This is a genomic window from Amniculibacterium sp. G2-70 (assembly GCF_014353055.1).
In the GTDB taxonomy this organism is placed as follows: domain Bacteria; phylum Bacteroidota; class Bacteroidia; order Flavobacteriales; family Weeksellaceae; genus Amniculibacterium; species Amniculibacterium aquaticum.
In genome coordinates, this window is sequence record NZ_CP060698.1 from 32,163 (window position 1) to 56,812 (window position 24,650).

At 36.1% G+C, this 24,650-nt stretch carries 21 protein-coding genes; 13 read left to right on the forward strand and 8 right to left on the reverse strand.

Annotated elements, in window-relative coordinates; all coding sequences use genetic code 11:
• Nucleotides 1-31: 31 nt before the first annotated feature.
• Nucleotides 32-1,609 (forward strand): pyruvate dehydrogenase complex dihydrolipoamide acetyltransferase, encoded by a 1,578-nt coding sequence (locus H9Q20_RS00165; protein ID WP_187478013.1) that lies wholly within the window; start codon nucleotides 32-34, stop codon nucleotides 1,607-1,609.
• Nucleotides 1,610-1,702: 93 nt separating this feature from the next.
• On the opposite strand, the gene H9Q20_RS00170 is transcribed toward H9Q20_RS00165, so the two are convergent.
• Nucleotides 1,703-2,125, reverse strand: coding sequence for an acyl-CoA thioesterase (locus H9Q20_RS00170; protein WP_124642147.1), 423 nt, complete (start codon nucleotides 2,123-2,125; stop codon nucleotides 1,703-1,705).
• 131 nt (nucleotides 2,126-2,256) lie between these two features.
• Here H9Q20_RS00170 and dnaA point away from each other — a divergent pair, with 131 nt between their 5' ends.
• Nucleotides 2,257-3,714, forward strand: coding sequence for a chromosomal replication initiator protein DnaA (dnaA, locus tag H9Q20_RS00175; RefSeq protein ID WP_187478014.1), 1,458 nt, complete (start codon nucleotides 2,257-2,259; stop codon nucleotides 3,712-3,714).
• A gap of 68 nt (nucleotides 3,715-3,782) precedes the next feature.
• Here dnaA and H9Q20_RS00180 read toward each other — a convergent pair whose 3' ends face one another.
• From H9Q20_RS00180 to H9Q20_RS00195, 4 genes are read right to left on the reverse strand one after another with little or no spacing between them, the layout of a single operon-like run.
• Nucleotides 3,783-4,247 carry a hypothetical protein gene (locus tag H9Q20_RS00180; protein ID WP_187478015.1) on the reverse strand — a complete coding sequence of 155 codons (465 nt, stop codon included), beginning with the start codon at nucleotides 4,245-4,247 and terminating at the stop codon, nucleotides 3,783-3,785.
• A 17-nt stretch (nucleotides 4,248-4,264) separates the two neighbouring features.
• Complete coding sequence (locus H9Q20_RS00185; RefSeq protein WP_124642128.1) at nucleotides 4,265-4,720, reverse strand: DUF1569 domain-containing protein; 456 nt, start codon at nucleotides 4,718-4,720, stop codon at nucleotides 4,265-4,267.
• A gap of 1 nt (nucleotide 4,721) precedes the next feature.
• Entirely contained in the window at nucleotides 4,722-5,294 is a 573-nt protein-coding gene (locus H9Q20_RS00190; RefSeq protein ID WP_262385600.1) for a glutathione peroxidase, read from the reverse strand.
• 14 nt (nucleotides 5,295-5,308) lie between these two features.
• Nucleotides 5,309-6,433: an ATP-binding protein gene (locus tag H9Q20_RS00195; protein WP_124642132.1), complete on the reverse strand. Its 1,125-nt coding sequence runs from the start codon at nucleotides 6,431-6,433 to the stop codon at nucleotides 5,309-5,311.
• A gap of 173 nt (nucleotides 6,434-6,606) precedes the next feature.
• Here H9Q20_RS00195 and H9Q20_RS00200 point away from each other — a divergent pair, with 173 nt between their 5' ends.
• The 3 genes from H9Q20_RS00200 to H9Q20_RS00210 are packed head-to-tail and all read left to right on the forward strand — an operon-like array spanning nucleotide 6,607 to nucleotide 9,539.
• Nucleotides 6,607-7,881: a hypothetical protein gene (locus tag H9Q20_RS00200; RefSeq protein ID WP_124642135.1), complete on the forward strand. Its 1,275-nt coding sequence runs from the start codon at nucleotides 6,607-6,609 to the stop codon at nucleotides 7,879-7,881.
• On the forward strand, nucleotides 7,881-8,474 hold the full coding sequence (lptC, locus tag H9Q20_RS00205; protein WP_124642137.1) for an LPS export ABC transporter periplasmic protein LptC: 594 nt from the start codon (nucleotides 7,881-7,883) through the stop codon (nucleotides 8,472-8,474). Before H9Q20_RS00200 ends, lptC begins: the two co-directional genes overlap by 1 nt.
• 6 nt (nucleotides 8,475-8,480) lie before the next feature.
• Nucleotides 8,481-9,539: an anhydro-N-acetylmuramic acid kinase gene (locus tag H9Q20_RS00210; RefSeq protein ID WP_124642139.1), complete on the forward strand. Its 1,059-nt coding sequence runs from the start codon at nucleotides 8,481-8,483 to the stop codon at nucleotides 9,537-9,539.
• Here the strand turns inward: H9Q20_RS00210 and H9Q20_RS00215 are convergent.
• From H9Q20_RS00215 to H9Q20_RS00225, 3 genes are read right to left on the reverse strand one after another with little or no spacing between them, the layout of a single operon-like run.
• Nucleotides 9,536-10,573 carry a phosphotransferase enzyme family protein gene (locus H9Q20_RS00215; protein ID WP_262385546.1) on the reverse strand — a complete coding sequence of 346 codons (1,038 nt, stop codon included), beginning with the start codon at nucleotides 10,571-10,573 and terminating at the stop codon, nucleotides 9,536-9,538. The two genes, H9Q20_RS00210 and H9Q20_RS00215, sit on opposite strands and share 4 nt — an antisense overlap.
• Nucleotides 10,561-11,469 carry an NDP-sugar synthase gene (locus tag H9Q20_RS00220; RefSeq protein ID WP_187478017.1) on the reverse strand — a complete coding sequence of 303 codons (909 nt, stop codon included), beginning with the start codon at nucleotides 11,467-11,469 and terminating at the stop codon, nucleotides 10,561-10,563. The genes H9Q20_RS00215 and H9Q20_RS00220 overlap by 13 nt, the downstream gene beginning before the upstream one ends.
• Nucleotides 11,459-12,850, reverse strand: coding sequence for a Gfo/Idh/MocA family protein (locus H9Q20_RS00225; protein ID WP_124642974.1), 1,392 nt, complete (start codon nucleotides 12,848-12,850; stop codon nucleotides 11,459-11,461). Before H9Q20_RS00225 ends, H9Q20_RS00220 begins: the two co-directional genes overlap by 11 nt.
• Nucleotides 12,851-13,224: 374 nt before the next feature.
• On the opposite strand from H9Q20_RS00225, the gene queA reads away from it, so the two are divergent.
• From queA to H9Q20_RS00265, 8 genes are all read left to right on the forward strand, one after another.
• Nucleotides 13,225-14,274 carry a tRNA preQ1(34) S-adenosylmethionine ribosyltransferase-isomerase QueA gene (gene queA, locus H9Q20_RS00230; protein WP_124642972.1) on the forward strand — a complete coding sequence of 350 codons (1,050 nt, stop codon included), beginning with the start codon at nucleotides 13,225-13,227 and terminating at the stop codon, nucleotides 14,272-14,274.
• A gap of 81 nt (nucleotides 14,275-14,355) precedes the next feature.
• Nucleotides 14,356-15,399 (forward strand): 23S rRNA (adenine(2503)-C(2))-methyltransferase RlmN, encoded by a 1,044-nt coding sequence (rlmN, locus tag H9Q20_RS00235; protein ID WP_124642970.1) that lies wholly within the window; start codon nucleotides 14,356-14,358, stop codon nucleotides 15,397-15,399.
• Nucleotides 15,400-15,408: 9 nt separating this feature from the next.
• Nucleotides 15,409-16,284, forward strand: a complete 876-nt coding sequence (locus tag H9Q20_RS00240) for a hypothetical protein (RefSeq protein WP_187478018.1) — start codon at nucleotides 15,409-15,411, stop codon at nucleotides 16,282-16,284.
• A gap of 98 nt (nucleotides 16,285-16,382) precedes the next feature.
• Nucleotides 16,383-17,360, forward strand: a complete 978-nt coding sequence (locus H9Q20_RS00245; RefSeq protein ID WP_124642966.1) for a polyprenyl synthetase family protein — start codon at nucleotides 16,383-16,385, stop codon at nucleotides 17,358-17,360.
• 88 nt (nucleotides 17,361-17,448) lie between these two features.
• A complete protein-coding gene (locus H9Q20_RS00250; RefSeq protein ID WP_124642964.1) occupies nucleotides 17,449-18,429 on the forward strand; it encodes a hypothetical protein in 981 nt (326 codons plus the stop codon).
• A complete protein-coding gene (locus H9Q20_RS00255; protein ID WP_187478019.1) occupies nucleotides 18,426-21,083 on the forward strand; it encodes a hypothetical protein in 2,658 nt (885 codons plus the stop codon). The genes H9Q20_RS00250 and H9Q20_RS00255 overlap by 4 nt, the downstream gene beginning before the upstream one ends.
• A 21-nt stretch (nucleotides 21,084-21,104) precedes the next feature.
• Nucleotides 21,105-23,225 (forward strand): Tex family protein, encoded by a 2,121-nt coding sequence (locus H9Q20_RS00260; RefSeq protein WP_187478020.1) that lies wholly within the window; start codon nucleotides 21,105-21,107, stop codon nucleotides 23,223-23,225.
• 151 nt (nucleotides 23,226-23,376) lie between these two features.
• Nucleotides 23,377-24,558, forward strand: coding sequence for an acetyl-CoA C-acyltransferase (locus tag H9Q20_RS00265; protein ID WP_124642958.1), 1,182 nt, complete (start codon nucleotides 23,377-23,379; stop codon nucleotides 24,556-24,558).
• Nucleotides 24,559-24,650: the final 92 nt, after the last annotated feature.

Below are 24,650 nucleotides of genomic sequence, written 5' to 3' on the forward strand. Positions count from 1 at the left end.
TATTAATTATTATAGCATCATATAAAAAATTATGGCAGAAGTAGTAACCATGCCTAGACTTTCGGATACAATGACCGAAGGAAAAGTAGCAAAATGGCATAAAAAACTTGGAGATTCTGTAAAAGAAGGCGATATACTGGCCGAAATAGAAACCGACAAAGCGGTACAAGATTTCGAAACCGAGTGGAACGGAACTCTTTTATACATCGGTGTAAACGAAGGCGACTCGGCTCCTGTTGATAGTATATTAGCCATCATCGGTCAAAGTGGAGAAGATATTTCTGCATTAATTGGCGGACAGGCTCCCGTTGAAACTGCAAGCCCAGAAGTAAAAGTCGAAACAACTGCTCTTGTAGAAGTTGCAACTACGGCTGAAATGCCTGCTGGTGTTGAAGTGATCAATATGCCTAGACTTTCGGATACCATGACGGAAGGTAAAGTTGCAAAATGGAATAAAGCTGTTGGTGATGCCGTAAAAGAAGGTGATATTATTGCAGAAATCGAAACCGATAAAGCGGTACAAGATTTCGAATCCGAATTTAACGGAGTTTTACTTTACCAAGGGGTGCAAGAAGGCGAAGCTTCTCCTGTTGATAGTATTTTGGCTATTATTGGCCCTGCTGGAACCGATGTTTCAGCCATCGTGGCAAGTGGCGGAAATGTACAACCCGTAGCTGAAACCAAAGCGGTTGCTGAAACGAAAGTTGTTGCAAGTGCACCACAGGTTGTCGCTACAACTGGTCAAAGATTGGCCGTTTCTCCTTTGGCAAAGAAAATGGCTCAAGATAAGGGAATAGATTTGTCCACAGTAAAAGGTTCTGGTGAAAACGGAAGGATCATTAAAAAAGATATTGAATCCTACAGTCCTCAAGCAAAACCAGCTCAGGCAGTTGCAGTTGCTTCTCCAGTTGTAATGAATATTACCGGTGGCGAAACTACAGAAACGCCAAATTCACAAATGAGAAATGTGATTGCAAAAAGACTGGCAGAAAGCAAGTTCACAGCACCACATTATTATTTGATGGTCGAAATTTCTATGGATAAAGCCATTGAAGCAAGAAAAGAAATCAATACTCTGCCGGATACTAAAATTTCGTTTAACGATATGGTCATCAAGGCGGTAGCGATGGCTCTAAGAAAACATCCACAAGTAAATTCTTCTTGGGCAGGCGATAAAATCGTACACCACGGCGATGTTAATGTAGGAGTTGCGGTTGCCGTGCCGGATGGATTGGTGGTTCCGGTGTTGAAGAATACCGATTTCATGAACTATAACCAGATTTCTGCTTCGGTGAAAGATATGGCTTCTAGAGCCAAATCAAAACAATTGAAAGCTAACGAAATGGAAGGATCTACTTTCTCCGTGTCCAATTTAGGAATGTTCGGGATAGAAACCTTTACTTCCATCATTAACCAACCCAATTCAGCAATTTTATCTGTAGGGGCTATTATTGAAAAGCCTGTGGTTAAGAACGGTCAGATTGTCGTTGGTAATACCATGAAATTGTCACTTGCATGCGACCATCGCGTGATTGATGGAGCAACAGGTGCAGCATTTTTACAAACACTAAGAACTTATCTAGAGCAACCCTTAACATTGTTACTCTAATTCTTTCTGAGTTAATATAAAAAAGGCTGTTTAGATTGCTAAACAGCCTTTTATTTTTAATAAATTAATAGAGAATATCAATTTATCATAATGTTAATAAATTTCAGTATTTAGCCATTTATCCTCAATTAGTTGCATTAAATAGTCTGGACAAGAAGTTATTTTGTTTTTAATGGAATCTAAGAAGTATAAAGTTACTTGGGCTTCAGTAATCTTTTGTTTAGATTCATTATAAATTTCATAATCGAAAACGATTCTAACTCCTGGCTTTTTTCTAACAAAAGTGTGTATTTCTAGCATTTCATCGTATAGTGCAGGTTTTAGATATTTTATTTTGTATTCAGAAACAGGAAGCCAAATGCCTCGAAGTTCGATCTCGTTATAGGACATGCCAAGCTCACGGAAAAGTTCGACTCTTGCAACTTCCAGATATTCAGCATAGTTGCCGTAATATACATATTTCATCGGGTCTGTCTCTCCGTAACGCACTCGTAATCTGTGTGTTGTGTGTATCATTTTAAGTTTATTCTTATACATACAAATATATTTTTAAATAATCAATAGTCCAAAGATTTTTTTATCAATATTAAATTATGCATTTTTGCTTTCCCGATAAAGTTTACTCATCTTGTAAAACATTCCTTGTTATGAACGAAAATTTAATGTTGGTTTGGGAGAATTGTCTTCAATTTATGCGAGACAATTTGAACGCCGCCGAAGAACAGTCTGACCTTAAGAAACTGGAAAATTCTTTCAACCTTCTCTTTGAAAAGGTTCAGCCTATCTCGTTGGTGGATAACAACCTAACATTGATGGTTCCAAGTGATTTTTATAAGGAATATATTGAAGACAATTACCTGTCTTTACTTTCGGCTTCGCTCAAAAAAAATATCGGAAAAGGAGTAAAGCTTTGGTATTCGGTTATGGAAAACAAACCGGTCGGGAAAGAAAATCCTATTACGGTTAAGGTGAAGGGAAATTCCATACCGACACCTAAAGTACAAGCAACCATGCCTACACAGTCTTTGGCTTCTAATATTGTGAATCCATTTGTTGTTCCGGGAATTAAAAAAGTAAACATCGATTCTAACCTTAAATCTGATTTTTCATTTGATAATTATGTAGAAGGTGAGAGCAACAAGTTTGCATCTACAGTGGCCAAATCCATTGCGAAAAGACCAGGCGCAACTGCATTCAACCCTTTGTTTTTACACGGTGGTTATGGGGTAGGAAAAACACACTTGGGACACGCTGTAGGATTGGAGGTTAAAGCTCAGTTTCCTGACAAAATTGTTTTGTACATTTCTTCAGAAAAATTTATTCAGCAATTTGTTTCTTCAGCTAAAGCTCATAAACAAACAGAGTTTGCCAATTTTTATCAAATGGTGGATGTATTGATCATTGACGACATCCAATTCCTTTCCGGTAAGCCGGCTACTCAGGACAGTTTCTTCCATATTTTTGATTATCTACATCAAAATGGAAAACAAATTATCCTAACTTCCGACCGTGCTCCTGTGGATATTATGGACATCCAAGAAAGGATTGTGTCCCGTTTTAAATGGGGATTGACTGCCGAAATTAAGTCTCCGGATTTTGATACTAGAAGAAAAATTATTGTTGATAAATTGAGCCGAGATGGCATACAACTTTCAGTGGAAATGTTGGATTTCCTAGCTAATGAAGTGAACAGCAGTGTAAGAGATTTGATAGGTGTTATCAATTCTGTAATAGCCTATTCAACGGTATATAAATCCGATCTTTCCTTAGAATTATTAAAAGATACGATCAGTAAAATTGCATCGACCAAGAAAAAAGTAATTGATGTAGTCTATATCCAAGAAGTGGTTTGCGATTATTTCGGAATAAAAAGAGATCAATTGTTATCCAAAACCAGAAAAAGAGAAATCGCACTTCCAAGACAGTTGGCCATGTATTTTGCTAAAGAATTTACCAATTCTACTTTTGCAAAAATTGGTGAAGAAATGGGAGGTAAAGACCATTCGACCGTTATGTATGCATGCGACCAAATAAAAGACATGTCGAAATTGGATAAGGAAGTTAAAAAATATGTAAAAGAACTTTCTGAGAAATTGAAAAGCTAATAATTCGTTTAGAAATAAAAAAATCCGGAAATTTTTCCGGATTTTTTTTGCGACCTATTTTTTGGGTTTTAATTCACCCAGAAGGTAACTTCTTCTTTGGATTTTTGGTACGGATACCATTTCCCTTTGAACTCAATTTTCTTGTTAGTAACTTGTTTGGTATCCTTGTCCCAATCAAAACTGAATATAAATTTACCTTTATAGATTCCGGAGTTATTCCCGGTATTTTCTTCGGCAAATTCATAATTTCCAAATAATTTTCCTCTTTTTTTGAAGTCTTTATATTTTTTTACCGTCATCGATCCTTCCAATTTAGCATCGGTATTCTCTTTGGTAGATTGTCCGGAAACAAAATATTCTTGATCGTTTTTTTTATTTTGCTCAGAGGTTAGAAGCATGATTTTTAGTGGAGATTTTTCACCAAAACCACCGTTGTATGGGAGGTTGTTGTTGGTCCAAACCTTTGAAATATTCGGCATTTGTGCAATAACAAATCCCGAACAAAAAACGAGTAGTGCAAATAATTTTTTCATAGTATTTTTTTTAAAATTTATACTCCAAATTGTGAAAGGTGATGGTTCAGGTGTTTTGCCATCATGTTGTTCCATTCTTTAGCACTAAGCTTTCCGAAAGAAAGACTTACTTTTCCTTCGAAAGCCGATGGTCCCAACTGTTGCACTTTTTGCAAATATCCGATGAGCTTTTTTTGTTCTTCTTCAAATTGTCTTTCGTCGTGGATTAAGAAAGCCGGTCCTGTAGGAATACTTTGTTTATAGGGTTGTTCGTTTACAACTTTGTCTTTTACAAATTGTTTGAGCAAAAAGGAAGCGATCATTCCGGGTTTTTTATGCTTCTCGGGTTCGAAAATCATAGAATAGGTGATGTTGCAATGAGCCAACATCTGATCGACAGACATTTTCCCCCATTTTCCTTTGGTATTGGCATTCAGTTGTTGTATTCTATCGATATAATTCTGAACCGTTTTGGCATCAAATATATTTTCCATGTTAATGTGTTAGATGTTGGGTTATGGACTCGTCTGTTGGCAGGGTAGAGCTGATGTACGAATCGATGATGAAGCCGTTTTTGTCCAATAAAATTTTGGTGAAATTCCAAAGGATTGAAGTGTTTTTCACACCATTGAGTTCTTTTTTGGTTAAAAACTCGAATACGGGTGCGATATCATCTCCTTTTACCGAAACTTTGGAAGCCATTGGGAAGCTTACTCCATAATTTTTTTTGCAAAACGAAGCGATTTCTTGGTTGGTTCCAGGCTCTTGACCTCCAAAATTATTGGCAGGAAAACCTACGACAACCAATTGGTTTTTATAAGTTTCGTACAATTTCTCCAGGCCTTCATATTGTGGGGTAAAACCACATTCTGAAGCCGTATTGACAATCAGTATTTTCTTTCCTTTGAAGGTGGAAAAATCGATGATTCCTCCGTTTAATCCTTCAACTTTAAATGTGTGAATTGATTTTTTCATCGCAATTGTATTTTTATTCAAATTCGATTTTCTATTGCTGCAATTTTGAAAAATGGCAGTTAAAGACAGCATCAATATAAAAAGTCTTTTCAGCATTTTTTTTAATTTTAAACATTAATTTTTCTGTGCAAATATCGGGTGAGCTTAATCCCCGTATCGGTCCAAACGATCTTGGCGTTGGCATTTCTTTCCAGATGATAATCGGCAGTAGATAGCTCGGTAAGGATGTCCTCAATATTAGCACCGTGTATGTAGTTTGAAAATTTTTCCCACTTGAAACCGTTAAGTTCTATTTTTTTGTAAACCATGTCCGGATGTGCATAGCTTTGCATGAGTGCCAATCTGAAGATTTCTGCACAATAGTCCAAAAAACTTTTTTGTTTCTCCCGATTCCATGAGGCGATATCACGACTCCATTGTATGATGTACCTTAGATACTCTGGCTTCGTTTTCACCATAAATGCATTCCTGACCCATGCAATAAAAAGCTCTTCAAATTCCAAATGAGCTTCTTGGTTTTGAATTAATTTTCTTGCCTCGTTCCAATTTCCTTGAGTTTGGTGGCTGATGGATTTTGCCACTTGGGAGTCCAAACCATGATGCGAAATGAGTTGTTGTTCAATTTCGTTTTCGTCAATTCTAGAAACATCAACAATTTGTGTTCTCGAAAGTATGGTGGGCAGCATGTTGTCTGCATTTTCAGCAGTAAGAAGAATGATGGTTTTAGCTGGTGGTTCTTCTAAAAATTTCAAAAACTTATTGGATGCAGCAACATTCATTTTATCAGCACGCCAAACGATGAGTATTTTTGTTCCGTTTTCATAACTTTTTAGGGAGAATTTCTGACTGATATCTTCCATTTCGCCTGCCGAAATCATGAGTTGTTTGTTGTCGGACTCTAAAGTTTTGGTCCATTGGTTGTAATCGGCATAGGGATTTTCCAATATCATTTCTCGGAACTCATCAAAAAATCGCTTGCTGCTGGAGTCGCTTTTTTCAGAATAAACAGGGAAAGAAAAATGCAAATCCAAATGGTTAAGGTGTTCGATTTTGGAGGCTGCATGTGGATTTTCTTTTGAGAAAATTTCTTTGGCATAGGCCAGTACCAAAGGGAGAACGCCGTATCCTTCCTTGCCCACAAACAATTGTGCATGGCTTATCCTGTTTTCTAAAATACTGTCTTTTAGTATTTTTTTTAATTTTTCTTGGCCTACGATATTGTCCCAATTCATGTTTCAAATATAGTCTTTTTTCGAGATTGATTTTTGCAAAATTGAACTCTAATTTTAACTTAATTATGCTATGATTTATAAAATTTTAAGGCTTAACAAATTTTAACCTCAGTAAATTTTTACAATTCGTTAATAATTTAGATATTTGCCAATCATTTTTCTAAAACTCAAGAATGAAAAAAGTACTAGGTATATCTTTTATCACAGCAGGTTTTTTTCTGCATGCACAAAGTATCGGTAACTCTCCATATGCCGCATTTGGATTGGGAGATACACAATATAATAATAATGTAGAAATATCTGCCATGGGAGGTGTTTCTACCGCATACATTTCGGATATTAATAACAGTTTTAATTTCGATAACCCTGCGAACAATAAAAACTTGGAGCTGACTTCTTTTAAATTAGAAGCAAATAATGAGAATAATTTCTTCAAATCCAATTACAACAATTTGGATGTTAAAAAACATTCTACTTATCTGTCCAATATTTCTATTGCTTTTCCTCTTTCTTCAAAAGTAAAATTTGGATTGGGCTATCAACCGTACAGTTCCAAAAGATACAATTTGGTGATGAGTAAAACCTTGAGTGACGGAACTTTGGAGGCTCAAAGTTTTCGTGGAGAAGGGTCTTTGAATACCGTTCAGGCTGCGTTGTCGTACACCATTGTTCCTGAATTTTCATTAGGGGTAAAAGCCAATTATTATTTCGGAAACTTGTACGATATTAATGAGCTTACCTACAGCAATGCAGAGCTGATCAACGGTTATGAAACCCATAACAACATCAGAAATTTTAACTTTACCTTAGGCGCTAACTATCAAAAAACATTCTGGAACGATCATAAACTTACCGTTGGTGCTACATCAACACTAGGGAATACCGATACCATGAAAACGGAATACCTGAACAGCACCTATTATTACAATTCTAAAAGTGAAAAAGTTTACGAATCCGTTATCGAGAAAAAAAGCCAAGAATCTGATAATTTAATACCAATGGAAGCTTCTTTTGGTCTAGGATACGGACACGGTTATAAGTGGTTTGTAGGTACGCAAGTGGATTATAAGAAAGGAGAAAATGTATTGTTCTTAGGAAAACCTTTTGCATATCAAGATTCGTATAAATTTTCTGCAGGTGGTTGGGTATTGCCCAATTCCAACAACTTTAGAAACTACCTTTCAAGAGTCATTTACCGTTTTGGAGCGTATTATGAAAAAGGGAATTTGCACATCAACAACAAAGACATCAATGCTTTTGCAGTAACTGCCGGTGCATCCTTGCCATTCAAAAACAATTCCATCAATAAAATGTCGTCCATCGATTTAGGAATTGAAGTCGGAAAAAGAGGAACGGTACAAAATAACCTAATCAGTCAGACCTTTGTGAACTTGAAAATAGGAATCAATTTTGCAGATAAATGGTTTGGTAAGAGATTGTATAACTAATGATAGACCAGCAAAATATCAATATTAAAAGTATAGCATCCGCATTTGTGGGAGCTATATTTTTTTTGGTTTCGTATTCTTGTGAAGAAGATTTGGCAAAAACCAACAGCAAAAACAATAAAAATTTTCCTTCACAGATCATTTACGATGCACACATCATCCAAAGAGATTCTGGATTTATTAAACTAAAAGCAACGGCTCCGATTATTGAAAAATATGAATTGATCGATACGCCGTATATCGTTGCAAAAAAAGGAGTAAAAATCGAATTTTACGATCCTAAAAAGCCAAAAGTTCCGGGTAAAATTACAGCCAAATACGCCAAATTTTCCGAGTTGAAAAAATTCTACGAAGCCAAAGGCAATGTAAGAATTGTAACCAATGAAGGACAAATGTTTGCCATGCAATCTGTGTTTTGGGATCAGGCCAATCGATTAATTTATACCAAAGACACGGTATTTGTAACCGACAAGGACGGATCAACCCTTATCGGAAATCACGGCATGAAAGCCAAAGACGATTTTTCAGAATATACTTTTTTCAACAATACAGGCGATTTTTCTGGTGGAAAAATTCCGGCTTCTTCAAAATAAATTTGAATGAAAAGCGAGACACTTTATGCCATAGGATTGATGTCCGGTACCAGTTTGGACGGGCTGGATATTTGTTTCGTTTCGTTTTGTCAGGATCATTGTTCTCAATGGAATTATGAAATTCTAGAAGTAGAAACCATCGTTTATCCCGAAACATGGGAAGAAAAACTAAAAAATGCCATCCACCTAAATTCTGAAGATCTTTTGGCCTTGAATGCAGAGTATGGTTTTTATTTGGGGGATAAAGTTCGGGAGTTTATCATTAAAAACAACATCAAAAAACTTGATGTAATCTCATCTCACGGGCATACCGTTTACCACCAGCCTCACCGAAAATTTACCCTTCAGATTGGTGACGGAAGAGCCATAAAAATCATCAATAATTTCCCAATAGCTTACGATTTTAGAAGTCAAGATGTGCTTATGGGTGGCAACGGAGCACCGCTGGTCCCGATTGGAGATCAGTTGCTTTTTTCAGATTATGATGCCTGCATCAATCTCGGGGGCTTCTCCAATATTTCTTTTCAAAAAGACAATAATCGTTTGGCTTTTGATATTTGCCCGGTCAATATTGTTTTGAATCTTTATGCTCAAAAATTAGGAAAACCGTTTGATGAAAATGGCGATTTTGCTAAAAAAGGGAATGTAAATGATTGTATTTTGAATGAATTAAACAATTTACTATACTACAAGTCTGATTTTCCTAAATCTTTGGGAGTGGAATGGGTGAACCAAGAAATTCTTCCAATTTTGAAATCCATTTCTGATATCGATGTTCTGGCTACGGTAACCGAGCATTCTGCAGTACAAATTGCCCAAGTCATTAACGGATTCGGATTTCAACAGATTTTGGTAACCGGTGGTGGAGCCTACAACTGCTTTCTGATTGAAAAAATTCAGAATAAAATTGAAGGACAGATCGTCATTCCAAAGGATGAAATTATCAATTTTAAAGAAGCTTTAATTTTTGCTTTTATGGGAGTGCTAAGACTGAAAAACCAGAACAATGTCCTTGCCTCGGCAACAGGATGTTTTCAGGATCATTGTTCCGGAATATTAATTTAATTTTTCTCTGAAAGATAAGTCTGAAGTCCTTTCAAAAGGTTGATTTGATTTTTGGTTCTGTCCAAATTGTGTTTCTCGTATTTTGTTGAGTAATAAGTGCTTCCATTAAGATAATCGGTGAGAAATCGAACGGCTTGTATGTAAATTACCACCTGGGCTGCATAGTCCAAATTTTCTTTTTCAATATCGGTCAATGTGCCGTTTAGAGCATCCGAAAATCCTTTTTTTACGGCTTCAAAAAGCTCAGGATTAAAATTGTTTTCCTCACTAGCCTTGTCTTCGTCCAAAATGTTGGTGTAAGAACGGATCATATCTCCAAAATCGTATAGTAAAGAAGCATTCATTACGGTGTCCAAGTCAATGATAAACAAAGGATTATCTTCTTGGTCAAATAAAATATTAGAAATTTTAGGATCGGCATGAATGACTCTTTCAGGAAGTAGATGTTCATGGTGTAATCCAATCCATTTCAATGGAAGTTCGGATTGTGCAACCACGAATTCTATTTCGATTTTGGCATTTTCTAATAAATTTATTTTTGAATTTTTCAAAGATTTATCAAAATCTGACATTCTTTTTCCGAAATCAGTAAATCCTGGTAATACCTCTTCCAAAACCAATTTTTCGCGATTTAGGAATTTATAAAATTCACCAAAAGCTTGAGCTGCTTTTCTCGCTAAATTTGGACAAGAGGCTTTTAGATAAGTTTTACTGTTTTCAACAAAATCCATCATGCGCCAAACTTCTCCACTGTTGTCAGTAGTCAACAGTTCGTTTGTGTTGTTGGGTACCAAATGTATGACTTCTTTTGGATATTTATTTTTCTCCAAAGTTGTATTGACCGAAATCTGATTTTTAACAAGACCTTCTGGATTTTTGAATATAGAAATGTTTATTTTTTGAAGTATAAATTTTTTCTGATTCCTATTGTCCTCAACCAAAAAAGTATGATTGATCAATCCGTTTTCGATAGGAGAGATGCTGATTTCTTTTGGGTTAGAAAAATATTTTTCTAAAATGTTTAGTTGTTCCAAAGCAATTCTGGGTATTGATTTTGGTTGATTTTCTCTCTAAGAAATTCTTGCAAAAGGGGTTTGTCATTGGGATAGGTAACCCCCATCCATTCAGCTGGCGAAGCTTTTACCAAAACTTTCAGATTGTTGTGGTCCATCATATTTTGTACAGCTGTTGGTATGTAAAATTCCTCTTGTCCTTGGTAGTTTTTAATAAAATTATTAAATTGATATTCTAAATTTTCAAAAATTGACGGATGAAAAATCCAAAAGTTCATGGATACCAAACTGTGTTCTTTCAGCGGATAATCCGATCCATTTTCCTGGAAAATAATTTGATTGTTTTTTCTAAGAATATGCGTTTTTTCTTCAATTTTTTTCAAAAAGCCATCGTTGTCTATACTACAAACACCTCTGGAAACACCTCCATTTTCACTCAGCGTATTCTGTACCGGATAGGCCAATAGACAGTAAGTATCTTCGTTAATCTGATCTTGATTGATCAAAAGTGCTGCTTTTTGGAAGGTAAATTTTCCGTAAAAATCATCGGCATTCAGTACGATAAAAGGTTCGCTAACCACCTCTTTTGCACAAAGAACGGCATGAGCCGTACCCCAAGGTTTTACACGATTTTCAAGTGAAAAATCCAGGGGTAGTGCTGTCTCTAAAGTCTGATAAATCCAATGGATTTCAATGTTTTTATCTTGAAATATCGAGTTTATTTTGCCCAGAAAAGAAGTTGGTATTTTATCGTTGATGATGAAAACAATTTTGTTAAAACCGGCTTCAATCGCGTCATAAATGGAGTATTCCATAAGTGTTGCATCGTTTTCCAGGATGCCATCAATCTGTTTCAACCCTTGATATCGACTTCCGAATCCTCCTGCCAGCAGGACAATGGTTTTTTTAGTACTCATCGCTGAATCCAAAATTTGGTTTTTTAGTTTTCCATTTTCCTCTTGTAAAATCTGGGATTTCTACCACTTTACCATTCTTTTTAATGGATTTTTCACTTAAAGGCGTAATGGAGTACCAAGTTGCCAAATCGTAAACATCCATAGGGAATTCTATATTTCTCTTGATGCATTCTACAAATGTATTGATCAGGAACCAGTCCATACCTCCGTGTCCGGCACCTTCGGCTTGGTTTTCAAATTTTTTCCAAAGCGGATGATCGTATTCTTTCATCCATTTTTCGGTATTGTCCCAACGGTGTGAGTGGTTCATTAATTTTTCGAAATAGATGTGTCCTTGGTTGAATTCGCCCCAACCAAAATCTTCCCAAAGTCCTTTAGTACCTTGTACTTTGAAGCCCAAATTGTACGGTCTTTGTAAGCTGGTATCGTGGGTCAGCAAGATGGTTTCGCCGTTGGCACATGCAATTTGTGTGGTTACGATATCGCCTTGTAAAAATTCGACTTTTGCATTCGGATGATTTTCTCCTCCTTTAGGGTGGTTTACGATATAATCATGAAGTCCTCTGGCTTTTGAAGAAAAAGATGAAAGTCTGAGCAGTCGGTTTCCTCTGTTGATGTCCATCATCATGGCTACTGGGCCCAAACCGTGGGTAGGATAGAGTTCGCCGTTTCTTTTCACATAATGATCGGTTCTCCATTGGGCTTCGCTAAATCCTTTTTCACCAAACTCGACTCCGGAATTGTACGCGGTTTTTCCATCGTTGAAAAGTACTCCTCTCAAGTCGTGTTTGTATCCTCCTTCACCGTGCAGAAGTTCTCCAAACATCCCTTTTCTTACCATGTTTAAGATGGCCATAACATCTCTACGGTAGCATACATTTTCCATGGCAAAAAGTGGTGTTCCTGTTTCTTCATAAACATTCACATAGTCCCAGCATTCCTTCATGTCCAAAGCGCCACCCACTTCCATACCTACGATTTTTTTGGCTTTCATGGCTTCCAAACCTTGTATTTTGTGCCATTCCCAAGGTGTAGAGATAAGAACGGCATCTACGGATTTTAATTGCAAAATATTGCGATAATCGTAATCTCCATTACCAAATTCTTGTGCTTTGGCTTTGTTGTTTTTTGCTAAAATTTTCTGTGCAGAGGCCATCATTATTGGGTTGGGATCGGCAAGTGCGACCACTTCCACATCATTTCTTTTGGCCAAAATATCCAGATTGCTTTGTCCACGCATTCCGACACCGATGAGTGCTATTCTTACTTTTTTGTCAAAATTAAAACTGAATGGACTCCCAAGTACGGTATTGGGAAGGAAAAAAGTCCCCAAACCTGCCAAGGCAGATGCTTTTATAAATTTTCTTCTGGATGTATTCATTTCTCTAGGTTATTTTTAATTTGAAAATTATTTTTTTTAATAACTGCAAAATTAAACTTTTGTTTTATTTTAAACATTTTCTCTATGATTGATTTTGATAATTAAAGTGTGAAATTAATTTTAATTCATCAATATATTTGTGGATTTGCTTGTTATAATTGAAATAGGATGTGTTTCTATTATTTTTATCATTTTCATGATTAAATGTTATTATGTCCAATTTTACATAAAGACTTGACAACCCCTATCTTGAGGTTGTATATTTGCATTTGAAATGTTCATGAAAGCCATGTAATTTCATCAAAAATATTCAATTTTATATAAAAATGAACATTGGTATTTTTAGAATTTTAATTAATAATAATTTTTAGCATATGAAAACTTCAGATTTTAATTTCACATTACCCGATGAGCTTTTGGCGATGCACCCAGCAGAGCACAGAGACGAGTCTAGATTAATGGTTTTGGACCGTAAAACCGAAACTATTGAGCACAGACTTTTCAAAGATGTTATCGAATATTTTGATGAAGGAGATTTGTTTGTTTTCAACAATACCAAAGTTTTCCCTGCACGATTGTACGGAAATAAAGAAAAAACCGGTGCTAAAATCGAGGTTTTTCTGTTGAGAGAATTGGATAAGGAAACCCGCGTTTGGGATGTATTGGTAGATCCGGCAAGAAAAATAAGAATTGGAAATAAACTTTTCTTTACCGAAGACGAATCTTTGGTGGCCGAAGTAATCGATAACACCACATCCAGAGGTAGAACTTTAAGATTTTTATACGACGGATCTTATGAAGAATTCAGAGCAAAATTAAAAGAATTGGGAGAAACTCCACTTCCTAAATACATCGATAGACCGGTAGAACCTGAAGATGCAGAACGATTTCAAACCATTTATGCAAAAGTAGAAGGTGCGGTAGCTGCACCAACTGCAGGTTTGCATTTTTCTAAACACCTGATGAAAAGATTGGAAATTAAAGGAATAGATTTCGCAGAAGTTACCCTTCATGTAGGTCTAGGAACATTCAATCCGATAGAAGTTGAAGACCTTAGCAAACATAAAATGGAATCGGAAGAAGCTTTTATCGATGAATTAAATGCAGAAATCATCAACAAAGCGACTGAAGAACAAAGAAGAATCTGTGCAGTGGGTACAACTACCATGAGAACCTTGGAAACATCGGTATCCTCCAACAGAAAAATTTCGGCTTATCACGGTTGGACCAACAAATTCATCTATCCACCACATGATTTTGGTGTGGCAAACACGATGATTACCAATTTCCATACGCCAAAATCTACTTTGCTGATGATGATAGCCGCCTTTGCAGGTAAAGACTTTTTGATGCACGCTTATGAAGAGGCAATTAAAGAACAATACAAATTCTTCTCTTACGGAGATGCCATGTTGATTTTATAACGGATCAACTAAAATAAATTTGAAACCTCCGAAATGGAGGTTTTTTAATATTAACCTATCTTTGCAAAAAATATTTTCCCCTTGAAAGACATCCGTACACTTTCCTTAGAACAATTAAAAGAGTATTTCCAAACCATTGGCGAAAAACCTTTTCGTGCCAAACAAGTTTACGATTGGTTGTGGAGCAAAAATTTGCATTCTTTTGACGAAATGACCAACCTTTCGAAAAATCTAAGAGAAAATTTGCTTCGTGATTTTGTCATCAATCCCGTTTCTGTAGATTTGATGCAGAAATCAACCGATGGTACCATAAAAAACGGAGTGAAATTGCATGACGGATTGATGGTGGAATCTGTACTGATCCCCACTGAAACAAGAACCACAGCTTGTGTCTCTTCACAAGTGGGGTGCTCCCTCAATTGTGAGTTTTGTGCAACTGCCAAACTGAAAAGAATGAGAAATTTGGAAGTGGCCGAAATCGTGGATCAGGTAGCTCTTATCGACCGTCAAAGTAAAATGTACTTTGACAGACCTCTTTCCAACATCGTTTTTATGGGAATGGGAGAACCGATGATGAACTACAAAAATGTAGTAGAAGCCATCCGAAAAATTACTGAACCCGACGGTTTGGGCATGTCGCCAAGAAGAATTACGGTATCGACTTCCGGAATTCCGAAGATGATGAAAATGCTAGCCGATGAAGATATTAAAGTAAAATTGGCACTCTCTCTGCATACCGCCATCGAGCATAAAAGAAACGAAATTATGCCATTTTCAGCCAAGTTTCCGTTAACAGAAATTATGGAAGCTTTGCAATATTGGTACAAGAAAACAGGCTCGACCATTACTTTTGAATATTGCGTTTGGGGCGGCATCAACGATGGTGACGAAGATATAAAAGCCTTAATAAAATATTGCAGACAAGTTCCGTCAAAAGTCAATTTGATACAATACAACCCGATTGGTGAAGGAAAATTTGATCACCGAAGCATAAAAGCTGAAGAAATGTATGTGCGCGAATTGGAAAAAGCTGGAATTACGGTAATGGTAAGAAGAAGTCGTGGTGGAGATATTGATGCTGCTTGTGGACAATTGGCCAATAAAAACGGTGAAGAAAACAACTAAAAAATTAAAATGATTAAATTCTTTAGCATTTTTTTCTTCCTATTTTGGGGATTTTCTAATGCTCAAGAGATAGAACGATTGCATCTTAAGCCCTACAAAGTTTCTGTACTTTCGGATACAATCCGTGAAAATTCAGGATTGAGTTTTTTTGGCGATCAACTTTTCACCATCAACGACGGTGGCAACAGATCCGAAGTTTTTGAAATCAATCCCAAAGATGGAAAAATACGAAATACCCAGATTATCCCCGTTCGTAATGTGGACTGGGAAGCCTTGGATTTTTCGGATAAAGCCCTGTACATCGGAGATTTCGGAAATAATTTAGGAACGAGAAAAGATTTGAAAATCTTCAAAATACCGTATCAAAATTCTAAATTCCAAACCGATTCCATCAAGACCATTCCTTTTTATTTTGAAGAAAATAAAGAAATCAACCCTAAAAATCTAAATACGGATTTCGATATGGAAGCCATGGTTTTTATCGATGGTAAAATACATGTTTTCACAAAAGAATGGGTTTCGAAATCGACCAGTCATTACATTATCAATCCCAACGAAAGCATACTACAACCTGCGCAATTTGTAGAAAAGATTGCAACGGGATTTGTGGTTACAGATGCTTCATATTTTGATAAAAAATTATATTTGTTGGGTTATACCAAAAAAACGGAAGCCTACCTAATGGTGTTTGATGAAACAAAACCCGGAATATTTTTCGAAACCAAACCCAGGAAATTTTATCTGGGAAGCACTTTGTTTCTGTCCCAATTGGAAGGAATAGCAGTGAACAAAACAGGAGTTTTCATAGCCGGTGAAGCGTTTCACTCTCCACTTGGAATTAAAAAACCAACTTTTTATTTTATTCCTTCCAAAGATTTACCTTAAAATGTTTAGAAATCTAATTTTTGGAGTAGAATTATTAATAGATTAATCTTATATTTGTCCGAATAATAGGCTAAATATTAGTTCATAATATACTCTAAGTGTCCAAAATCGTAGAAGAAATTAAACGCCCAATTGCAAATGAAATGAAACTTTTTGAAGAAAAGTTTTATCAATCCATGCAAAGCAATGTACCCTTACTGGATAAAGTTACCCGTTTTATCGTCACCACAAAAGGAAAACAAATGCGACCGATGTTTGTATTTCTTACCGCACAATTGGTGGGTACGGTCAACGAGAAAACCTATCGAGGTGCTTCTATGATTGAGTTGATCCATACCGCAACTTTGGTACATGACGATGTGGTGGATGAAAGCTTTAAACGACGAAGTTTTTTCTCCATCAATGCTCTTTGGAAAAATAAAATTGCCGTATTGGTGGGCGATTATCTTTTGTCCAAATCCGTACTTCTTTCTACAGACAACCAAGATTATGACCTGCTTTCTGTGATTGCAAGAACCATTCGTGAGATGAGTGAAGGCGAGCTTTTACAATTAGAAAAAGCCAGAAAACTGGATATTACAGAAGAAGTTTATTACGAAATCATTCGTCAGAAAACAGCAACACTTATTGCGGCATGTTGCGAGATTGGAGTTCTGTCCAACGGTGCCGATAAAGATTTGGCGAAAAAGATGCAAGATTTTGGGACCTACACGGGAATGGCTTTTCAGATCAAAGACGATTTGTTCGATTATCTATCTAAAAATATAATCGGAAAACCCGTTGGGATAGACATCAAAGAACAAAAAATGACACTTCCTTTGATTTATACCCTGAAAAATGCAAGCCCACAAGATTACAAATACTATTTTGAAACCATAAAAAGGTACAACAACAATCCCAAGCGAGTAAAAGAGTTGATAGAATTTGTAAAAAACTCCGGAGGTTTGGATTATGCCATCTCCGTGATGAAGGATTTTCAACAAAAAGCAAAGCAACTTTTGTCCGATTTCCCGGATTCTGAAGCCAAAAAATCCCTCGTGCTTATGTTGGATTATGTGGTCGAAAGAAAATTTTAAATACTTATAAATTTAACATTTCTTTAACATTTTTGGTATGCTTTTTAGTATATCCATTAGGGTTGTTTATTTGTAATTTTTCTTTCCCATGAACTATTTTTTTTCATTTTTATTGCTTGTTTTTCTATTTTCTTGCAAGAAAAAGCAAGAACAAAAACAACATACCTTTTATTATTGGAAAACCACGCTCAGCCTAGATCATCAGGAGAAAGAAGCGCTTAGCAATGCGGTTACTCCATTTTTGTACACTCGTTTTTTTGATGTAGATAAGCGGGACGGAAAATTTCAACCTGTTGCAGTTGCGATTAAAGAATCATCGTTTCAGAGTACTAAAAAGATTGTTCCGGTCATTTTTATTACCAACCGTACCTTCATTAACATAAAAAAAGATGAACTTCAATTTTTGGCAAAACAAATACATCAGTTAATTGAGAAGAAAACCAAAGATTTTCAGTTTGAAAAAAGTCCGGAAATCCAGATCGATTGCGATTGGACGGCAGGTACCAAGGACGATTATTTTTATTTTCTGAAGGAATTGGAAAAAGTTTCAAAAAAAGAAATAACCTCGACGCTAAGGTTGCATCAGGTAAGGTATAAGGAAAAAATGGGTGTACCTCCAGTTTCTAAGGTCTATCTCATGTGTTATTCTACTTCATCACCTTTAGAAAATTCTGATAAAAATTCGATTTTGGATGTAGAAATTTTGAAAAAATACCTTAGTAATGTACAAAATTATCCCATCCGAAATATGGATGTTGCGCTTCCCATTTACTCTTGGGGCATTGTGACCAATCATTTGGGAAAACATAAATTAATAAATGGATTGAATGGTAATGATTTGAAAGTTGCCGGTTTAAAAAAAATAAAAGAAAATGAAGTTTTGGTGGAAAAAGACGGGTTTTATTTTGGTTTTTACCTCAACAAAGGGTTCAGAATAAAAATTGAAGAAATTTCGGATGATCAATTGTTAGAAGTTATTGATTTTTTAGATTCTAAAATTGAAAATTTTAACCTAATTTATTACCAACTTAATTCTAAATTTGTACAAAAACACTTCAAAATATTATGAAAAAAATCTTTTTAAGCATTTCTTTAGTGGTTTTAAGCCTTCAAAACTCCAAAGCATGTTCTTGGTACGATCCGGATTATGAATATTTCAATTTATTTACCCAAAGTATAATAAAAGATCAGTCGCTCAACCCGTTTCTATTATCGTATTCCAATGCGTATTATCTTCAGAAAAACAATACTTTTCAACAAGACAATATTTTGGAATGGCAAAAGTACTTTGGGGAAAAATTGTCCTATCAAGAGGTACACGATTTGGTCTATAAAGTACCTGTTAATGAGCTTCATGACTTGAAAAACGGATTGCTAAAGAGCAGTCTTCAAAATAAATACGGTGTAGGATTTTATAACAAATACAAAGAAGGAATCGACTATCTTATCGAGGCCAAAAATCTGGAACCGTATATGAAAATTTCTTATGTAGAAAGTCCAGATTCTTTTTATTTTAGGGAAGTAACGGATGATAAAGATGCTACAAAGCTCAATTATCAAAAAACCATTTCTACACTGAAATCTTTGTATGACCAAACAAAAGACCCGAATATTAAGCTGAGATACGGTTATCAATTGGTGAGGTTCAATCATTACACCAGAAATTATGAAGAAGCAATAACGACTTTTAAAAATTGGGTAGAACCGTTGAATTTAAAAACGGCACCTTATTATTATGCTCTGAACCAATTGGCCGGAGCACAGAATGGTTTGGGAAAAACGGAAGACGCCAATTGGAATTTTTTCCAAGTTTTTGTTCATTCTAACTCGTTAAAGCCTTCTGCTTTTACATCAATGAAAATAACGCACAATTTGGATTTAGTCAATCTGGATTCTCGCTGTAAAACTCAAAAAGAAAAGGAATATTTGACTTTCATTTTAGGGTACCAAGATTTTAACAAACCTCTTCCCATGATGGAAGAACTTTACAAAATCAACCCACAATCCGAATTGTTACAGGTATTGGCAGCTAGAGGTATCAATGAATTGGAAAGGTCTTACCTCCCCATTTATTACGAGCAAAATGCTAAAAACGATCAAGGAAAAGTCCCAACAGAAAATAAAATTGAGGATAGAAAAATAAGCTTTTTCCAAAAAATTTGGAACTTTATAAAGGCTATTTTCACAGGAAATTCAACAAAAAAAAGCGAAGAACACTGGGTGAACGATGCCCATAGAATTCCTTTTTTTGAAAAAAATAATTTTCAGAACCAAGAAGAAGAAAAAGATAACAATAACCTTCCTGAGTTGATGAAATTTGTAGAAAAAACCAGTGCTAAAAATCCACAGTCCGAGTTTTGGAAAATCTCTTTGGCCTATTTGGAATTTCTAAACCGAAATTATGACAAATCCAATGAAATTCTGGAAGGTATAAAAACCAAAAACGAAATGTATGCAACAGAAATTAGCAAAATGAAAATGCTTAATGATGTTGTTTCTCAGCCTACAATTGACAAAAATTTTGAAAAAAAATTTTATAAAAAATATCAATCTTTTTTTGAAAATAAAGACAACTTCTTGCACGAAAACGGATCCGGTCCAGAAGCTGAATTGTATGGTGCCGTCTATCCAACAACCTTGGATTTTTTAAGGGACATTTTTGCCAATCGCTACTTCCTGCAAGGCGATTTGGCCAAATCGTTTTTGATGAACAATACCCTTCAAGATTTCCGATACAATCCGGATTTGCTATTGGCACAAAAGCTGGAAACCTTCTACAAAAAAACCGATAAAAATGATTTTGAGAAAAATATTATCCTAAAAAATATGGAAAATGTTGGTGATGTCGATGCCTATTTTTCTGTTGTTTATGGAGATTATGCCATGAAGGAAGGTCAATTTGCTAAAGCCAAATCCTACTATGAAAATGCGCATTCATTCGCCGCATATCCAACCTACAGAGAAAAGTATAATTTTGATACTGGAGAATATGAAAAAATCGATTCGAAGGGTAGTTACAATGGCTTCAGCAATGTTTCAGGATTAATATTTGGGCACAATGTCTGGGAAAGTTTTTCCAGTCCGGCCAATCAAACCCTGAAAGCAGAAACTTTTGTTGCTGATTTTCCAACGATAAAACCCTTCATGAATAAATTGGAAATTGCCAATACTTTAATCCAACTTCAAAAATTGGGAGAAGGCGAGGGTCGTACAGCAGCAAATGCCAACCAACTCATAGGAAATATTTTGTACAACACATCGGCATTGGGTTATTTTAGGGATGTTTTTGTGATGGACATCAACAACGGCGATGGTGGAAAGTATCGTTTTGCAGAAAAACCGTTCAACTATACCATTTATTTTAAAAATTATTCGAGCAATGTCTTTTCAGAAAGGGACGATTTTAATCTGGCACTTGGATACTACCAAAAAGCATTGGACAAATGCAAGGATAAAGAACAAAAAGCCAGAATTTTGTTCCAAATGGCAAGTGCCGAGCAAGGAAAATTTTATCAATACGATACGAGCAATCAAGTCGAAATTTCGTATGACGATCCCAATTATGATCAGAAGCAAAAAGAATATTTCAATAGAATGTCAACCATAAAAAATCAAAAATACAGATCGTATTTTACCATTTTGAAGAATGAATATCAAGATACAGAAACCTCAAAAAAACTATCAGGAAGTTGTTTGTATTACCAACATTTTTTAAGCCAATAACCCCATTTTTATCTAATTTTCATGAATTTAGAATCGTATATTCAAGGACATAGTCAAATTTCAATATCAAGCATCAGCGCAACTTTACAATTGTTGTCAGAAGATTGCACCATTCCTTTTATCGCCCGTTATCGAAAGGATAAAACCGGTAATTTGGATGAAGTTGCCATTGAAGAGATTTCAAAATTATCCAAGCAATATCTAGAAATTGATAAGAGAAAACAAAGCATTCTGAAATCCATTGACGAGCAAGGCTTTTTGACCGCAGATTTGCAACAAAAAATCGATGCTTCTTTTGATATTCAGGCTTTGGAAGACCTGTATTTGCCGTATAAAAAAAGAAAGAAAACCAAAGCCGATGCTGCCAGAGAAAAAGGATTAGAACCTTTGGCAAAAATGATCATGAGCCAAGGAAATCAATCCATTGCTTCTCTGGTAAGAAAATTTGTAACCGCTGATTTGGATGAAGATGCTGCGCTGCAAGGTGCACGGGATATTATGGCAGAATGGATTAACGAGAATATTGGAATCCGTAGAAATGCAAGAAAAATTTTTCAAAGAAAAGCAACCATTACAACCAAGGTGGTGAAAGCTAAAAAAGACGAAGAAACGGCACAAAAATACAAGCAATATTTTGAATGGGAAGAAGCACTGAACCGAATACCATCGCACCGGTTGTTGGCAATTTTAAGAGCTGAAAATGAGGGTTTTATAAAATCATCCGTTCAGGTGGATAAAGATGAAGTATTGGACATGATGGAAAAATTCATCATAAAATCCAATACCGAATCTGCCAAACAAATAGAAATGGCCATTTCCGATTCTTACAAAAGACTTTTAGAGCCTGCCATTTCCAATGAAATTTTGCAAGAAGCCAAAGACAAAGCAGACGACAAAGCCATCGCTATTTTTGCGGAAAATTTGCAACAACTTCTTATGGCTTCGCCTTTGGGCGAAAAAAGAATTTTGGCAATAGATCCTGGATTCAGAACCGGTTGCAAGGTGGTTTGTTTGGATGAAAAAGGAGACATTCTGCACAACGAAACCATCTATCCTCATGCTCCACAAAACGAAACGACAATGGCAATGAAAAAAATAAAATCATTGGTACAGTCGTTTAAAATTCAAGCCATTTCCATCGGAAACGGTACCGCAAGTCGGGAAACCGAACATTTTATAAAAAAAATAGGATTCGATAGAGATCTGCAAGTTTTTGTGGTTTCAGAAGCCGGCGCTTCGGTTTATTCGGCAAGTAAAATTGCTAGGGACGAATTTCCAAATTATGATGTCACCGTGAGAGGTGCTGTTTCCATTGGTAGACGACTTTCGGATCCTTTGGCAGAGCTGGTAAAGATCGACCCGCAATCCATCGGTGTTGGACAGTATCAACACGATGTTAATCCAGCAAAATTAAAATTGGAACTGGAAAATACAGTGATTAGAACGGTGAATTCCGTAGGCGTCAACCTGAATACGGCCAGCAAATCCTTGCTTGCTTTTGTGTCCGGAATTGGGGAGAAAATGGCAGAAAACATCGTTAATTATCGCTCGGAAAACGGTGCTTTCAAAAGCAGAAACGACCTTAAAAAAGTACCGAGATTGGGCGAAAAAGCATTTCAGCAAGCCGCTGCTTTTATTCGGGTTAAACAATCCCAAAATCCTTTGGACGACTCGGCTGTTCATCCCGAAGCCTATAAATTGGTGGATAAAATGGCGAAATCCCTATCCCTAAAAACCGAAGAACTCATCGCCAACAAAGAGAAAATAGCTTTGCTAAAACCTGAAGATTTTATAAACGACGAAATTGGAATTCTCGGGATAAAAGACATCTTGAAAGAGCTGGAAAAACCAGGATTGGATCCCAGAAAATCGGCTAAAATTTTCGAATTTGATGCCAGAATAAAAAAAATGGACGATTTACAAATCGGCATGGTTCTGCCGGGGATCGTTAACAACATTACAGCTTTCGGTTGCTTTGTCGATTTGGGAATAAAAGAAAGCGGACTGGTTCACATTTCTCAGCTCAAAGACGGCTTTGTTTCCGATGTTTCAGAAGTGGTTAAACTCCACCAAACGGTAGAGGTAAAAGTAGTGGAAGTGGATGTGCAAAGAAAACGAATACAACTAACGATGATATTGTAGATTTCGTCTTCAATTTCTGAAAGTGTCGTATTATTTAAATTGTATGTAATGTAGTATTAATCAATATGTTAATTTGATTTTACTATCAATTATAAAATTTGTAAATTGGCACAACTTTTTTAAAAAGAATCAATAATAATAGAATAAAATTATGAAAGAAGTATTTATCGTGGCAGCTGCCAGAACACCAATGGGAAGTTTCGGAGGAAGCCTATCTACTGTACCTGCAACCAAGTTGGGAGCAACTGCTGTAAAAGGCGCTCTTGAAAAAGCAAACATCAACCCCAATGTGGTAGAAGAAATCTATATGGGAAATGTTTTGCAAGCCGGTGAAGGTCAGGCTCCTGCAAGACAAGTTGCTATTGGTGCTGGTCTATCTATTGAGACTCCTGCAACAACAGTGAATAAAGTTTGTGCTTCGGGTATGAAAGCGGTTATGATGGCATCTCAAGCCATAAAAGCTGGAGATAGAGAGGTTATCGTTGCCGGTGGTATGGAAAACATGAGCCAAGTACCTCATTATTTTGCGGCTAGAAATGCTACCAAATTGGGCGATGTTAAAATGCAAGACGGAATGGTATTGGACGGACTTACAGATGTTTATAATAAAGTACACATGGGAGTTTGTGCTGAAAAATGTGCTGCAGAATATCAACTTTCTAGAGAAGATCAAGACAACTTTGCTGTAGAATCGTATAAAAGATCTGCAAAAGCATGGAGCGAAGGGAAATTTGCCGATGAAATCGTATCTGTAGAAATTCCACAAAGAAAAGGTGAGCCTGTAATTTTTGCTGAAGATGAAGAGTACAAATCGGTTAATTTCGAAAGAATTGGTACTTTGCCAACCGTATTCCAAAGAGAGAACGGAACAGTTACCGCTGCTAATGCATCTACTTTGAATGACGGAGCTTCGGCTTTGGTATTGATGTCCAAAGAAAAAATGGAAGAATTGGGACTGAAACCATTGGCTAAAATTGTATCGTATGCCGATGCTTCTCAAGAGCCGGAATGGTTTACTACGGCACCTGCAAAAGCACTTCCAATAGCGCTTAAAAAAGCAGGCTTGGAGGTTTCTGATATCGATTTCTTCGAGTTCAACGAGGCGTTTTCTGTGGTTGGTCTTGCCAACAATAAAATCTTAGGATTGGATGCTGCAAAAGTCAATGTAAACGGTGGTGCGGTATCTCTAGGACATCCTCTAGGATCTTCAGGATCAAGAATTATTGTTACCCTAATCAATGTACTAAAGCAAAATAATGGTAAATACGGTGCTGCTGCAATCTGTAACGGTGGTGGCGGTGCAAGTGCTATCGTTATAGAAAATGTGAACTAATCCTTCTCATTTTAATTCATATCTTTAACCATCAAGAATTGATGATTTTATTATCATTTTTCTTGATGGTTTTTTTATTTTTGTTACTTAAT

Coding starts and splice junctions, on each gene's coding strand:
- H9Q20_RS00195 (WP_124642132.1), bottom strand. CDS start 6,433: ATGAATTGGGACAATATCGTAGGCCAAGAAAAATTAAAAAAAATACTA.
- H9Q20_RS00225 (WP_124642974.1), bottom strand. CDS start 12,850: ATGAATACATCCAGAAGAAAATTTATAAAAGCATCTGCCTTGGCAGGT.
- H9Q20_RS00220 (WP_187478017.1), bottom strand. CDS start 11,469: ATGAGTACTAAAAAAACCATTGTCCTGCTGGCAGGAGGATTCGGAAGT.
- H9Q20_RS00170 (WP_124642147.1), bottom strand. CDS start 2,125: ATGATACACACAACACACAGATTACGAGTGCGTTACGGAGAGACAGAC.
- H9Q20_RS00260 (WP_187478020.1), top strand. CDS start 21,105: ATGAATTTAGAATCGTATATTCAAGGACATAGTCAAATTTCAATATCA.
- lptC (WP_124642137.1), top strand. CDS start 7,881: ATGATAGACCAGCAAAATATCAATATTAAAAGTATAGCATCCGCATTT.
- H9Q20_RS00210 (WP_124642139.1), top strand. CDS start 8,481: ATGAAAAGCGAGACACTTTATGCCATAGGATTGATGTCCGGTACCAGT.
- H9Q20_RS00185 (WP_124642128.1), bottom strand. CDS start 4,720: ATGGAAAATATATTTGATGCCAAAACGGTTCAGAATTATATCGATAGA.
- H9Q20_RS00250 (WP_124642964.1), top strand. CDS start 17,449: ATGAACTATTTTTTTTCATTTTTATTGCTTGTTTTTCTATTTTCTTGC.
- queA (WP_124642972.1), top strand. CDS start 13,225: ATGAAAACTTCAGATTTTAATTTCACATTACCCGATGAGCTTTTGGCG.
- H9Q20_RS00180 (WP_187478015.1), bottom strand. CDS start 4,247: ATGAAAAAATTATTTGCACTACTCGTTTTTTGTTCGGGATTTGTTATT.
- H9Q20_RS00265 (WP_124642958.1), top strand. CDS start 23,377: ATGAAAGAAGTATTTATCGTGGCAGCTGCCAGAACACCAATGGGAAGT.
- H9Q20_RS00255 (WP_187478019.1), top strand. CDS start 18,426: ATGAAAAAAATCTTTTTAAGCATTTCTTTAGTGGTTTTAAGCCTTCAA.
- H9Q20_RS00240 (WP_187478018.1), top strand. CDS start 15,409: ATGATTAAATTCTTTAGCATTTTTTTCTTCCTATTTTGGGGATTTTCT.
- dnaA (WP_187478014.1), top strand. CDS start 2,257: ATGAACGAAAATTTAATGTTGGTTTGGGAGAATTGTCTTCAATTTATG.
- H9Q20_RS00165 (WP_187478013.1), top strand. CDS start 32: ATGGCAGAAGTAGTAACCATGCCTAGACTTTCGGATACAATGACCGAA.
- H9Q20_RS00200 (WP_124642135.1), top strand. CDS start 6,607: ATGAAAAAAGTACTAGGTATATCTTTTATCACAGCAGGTTTTTTTCTG.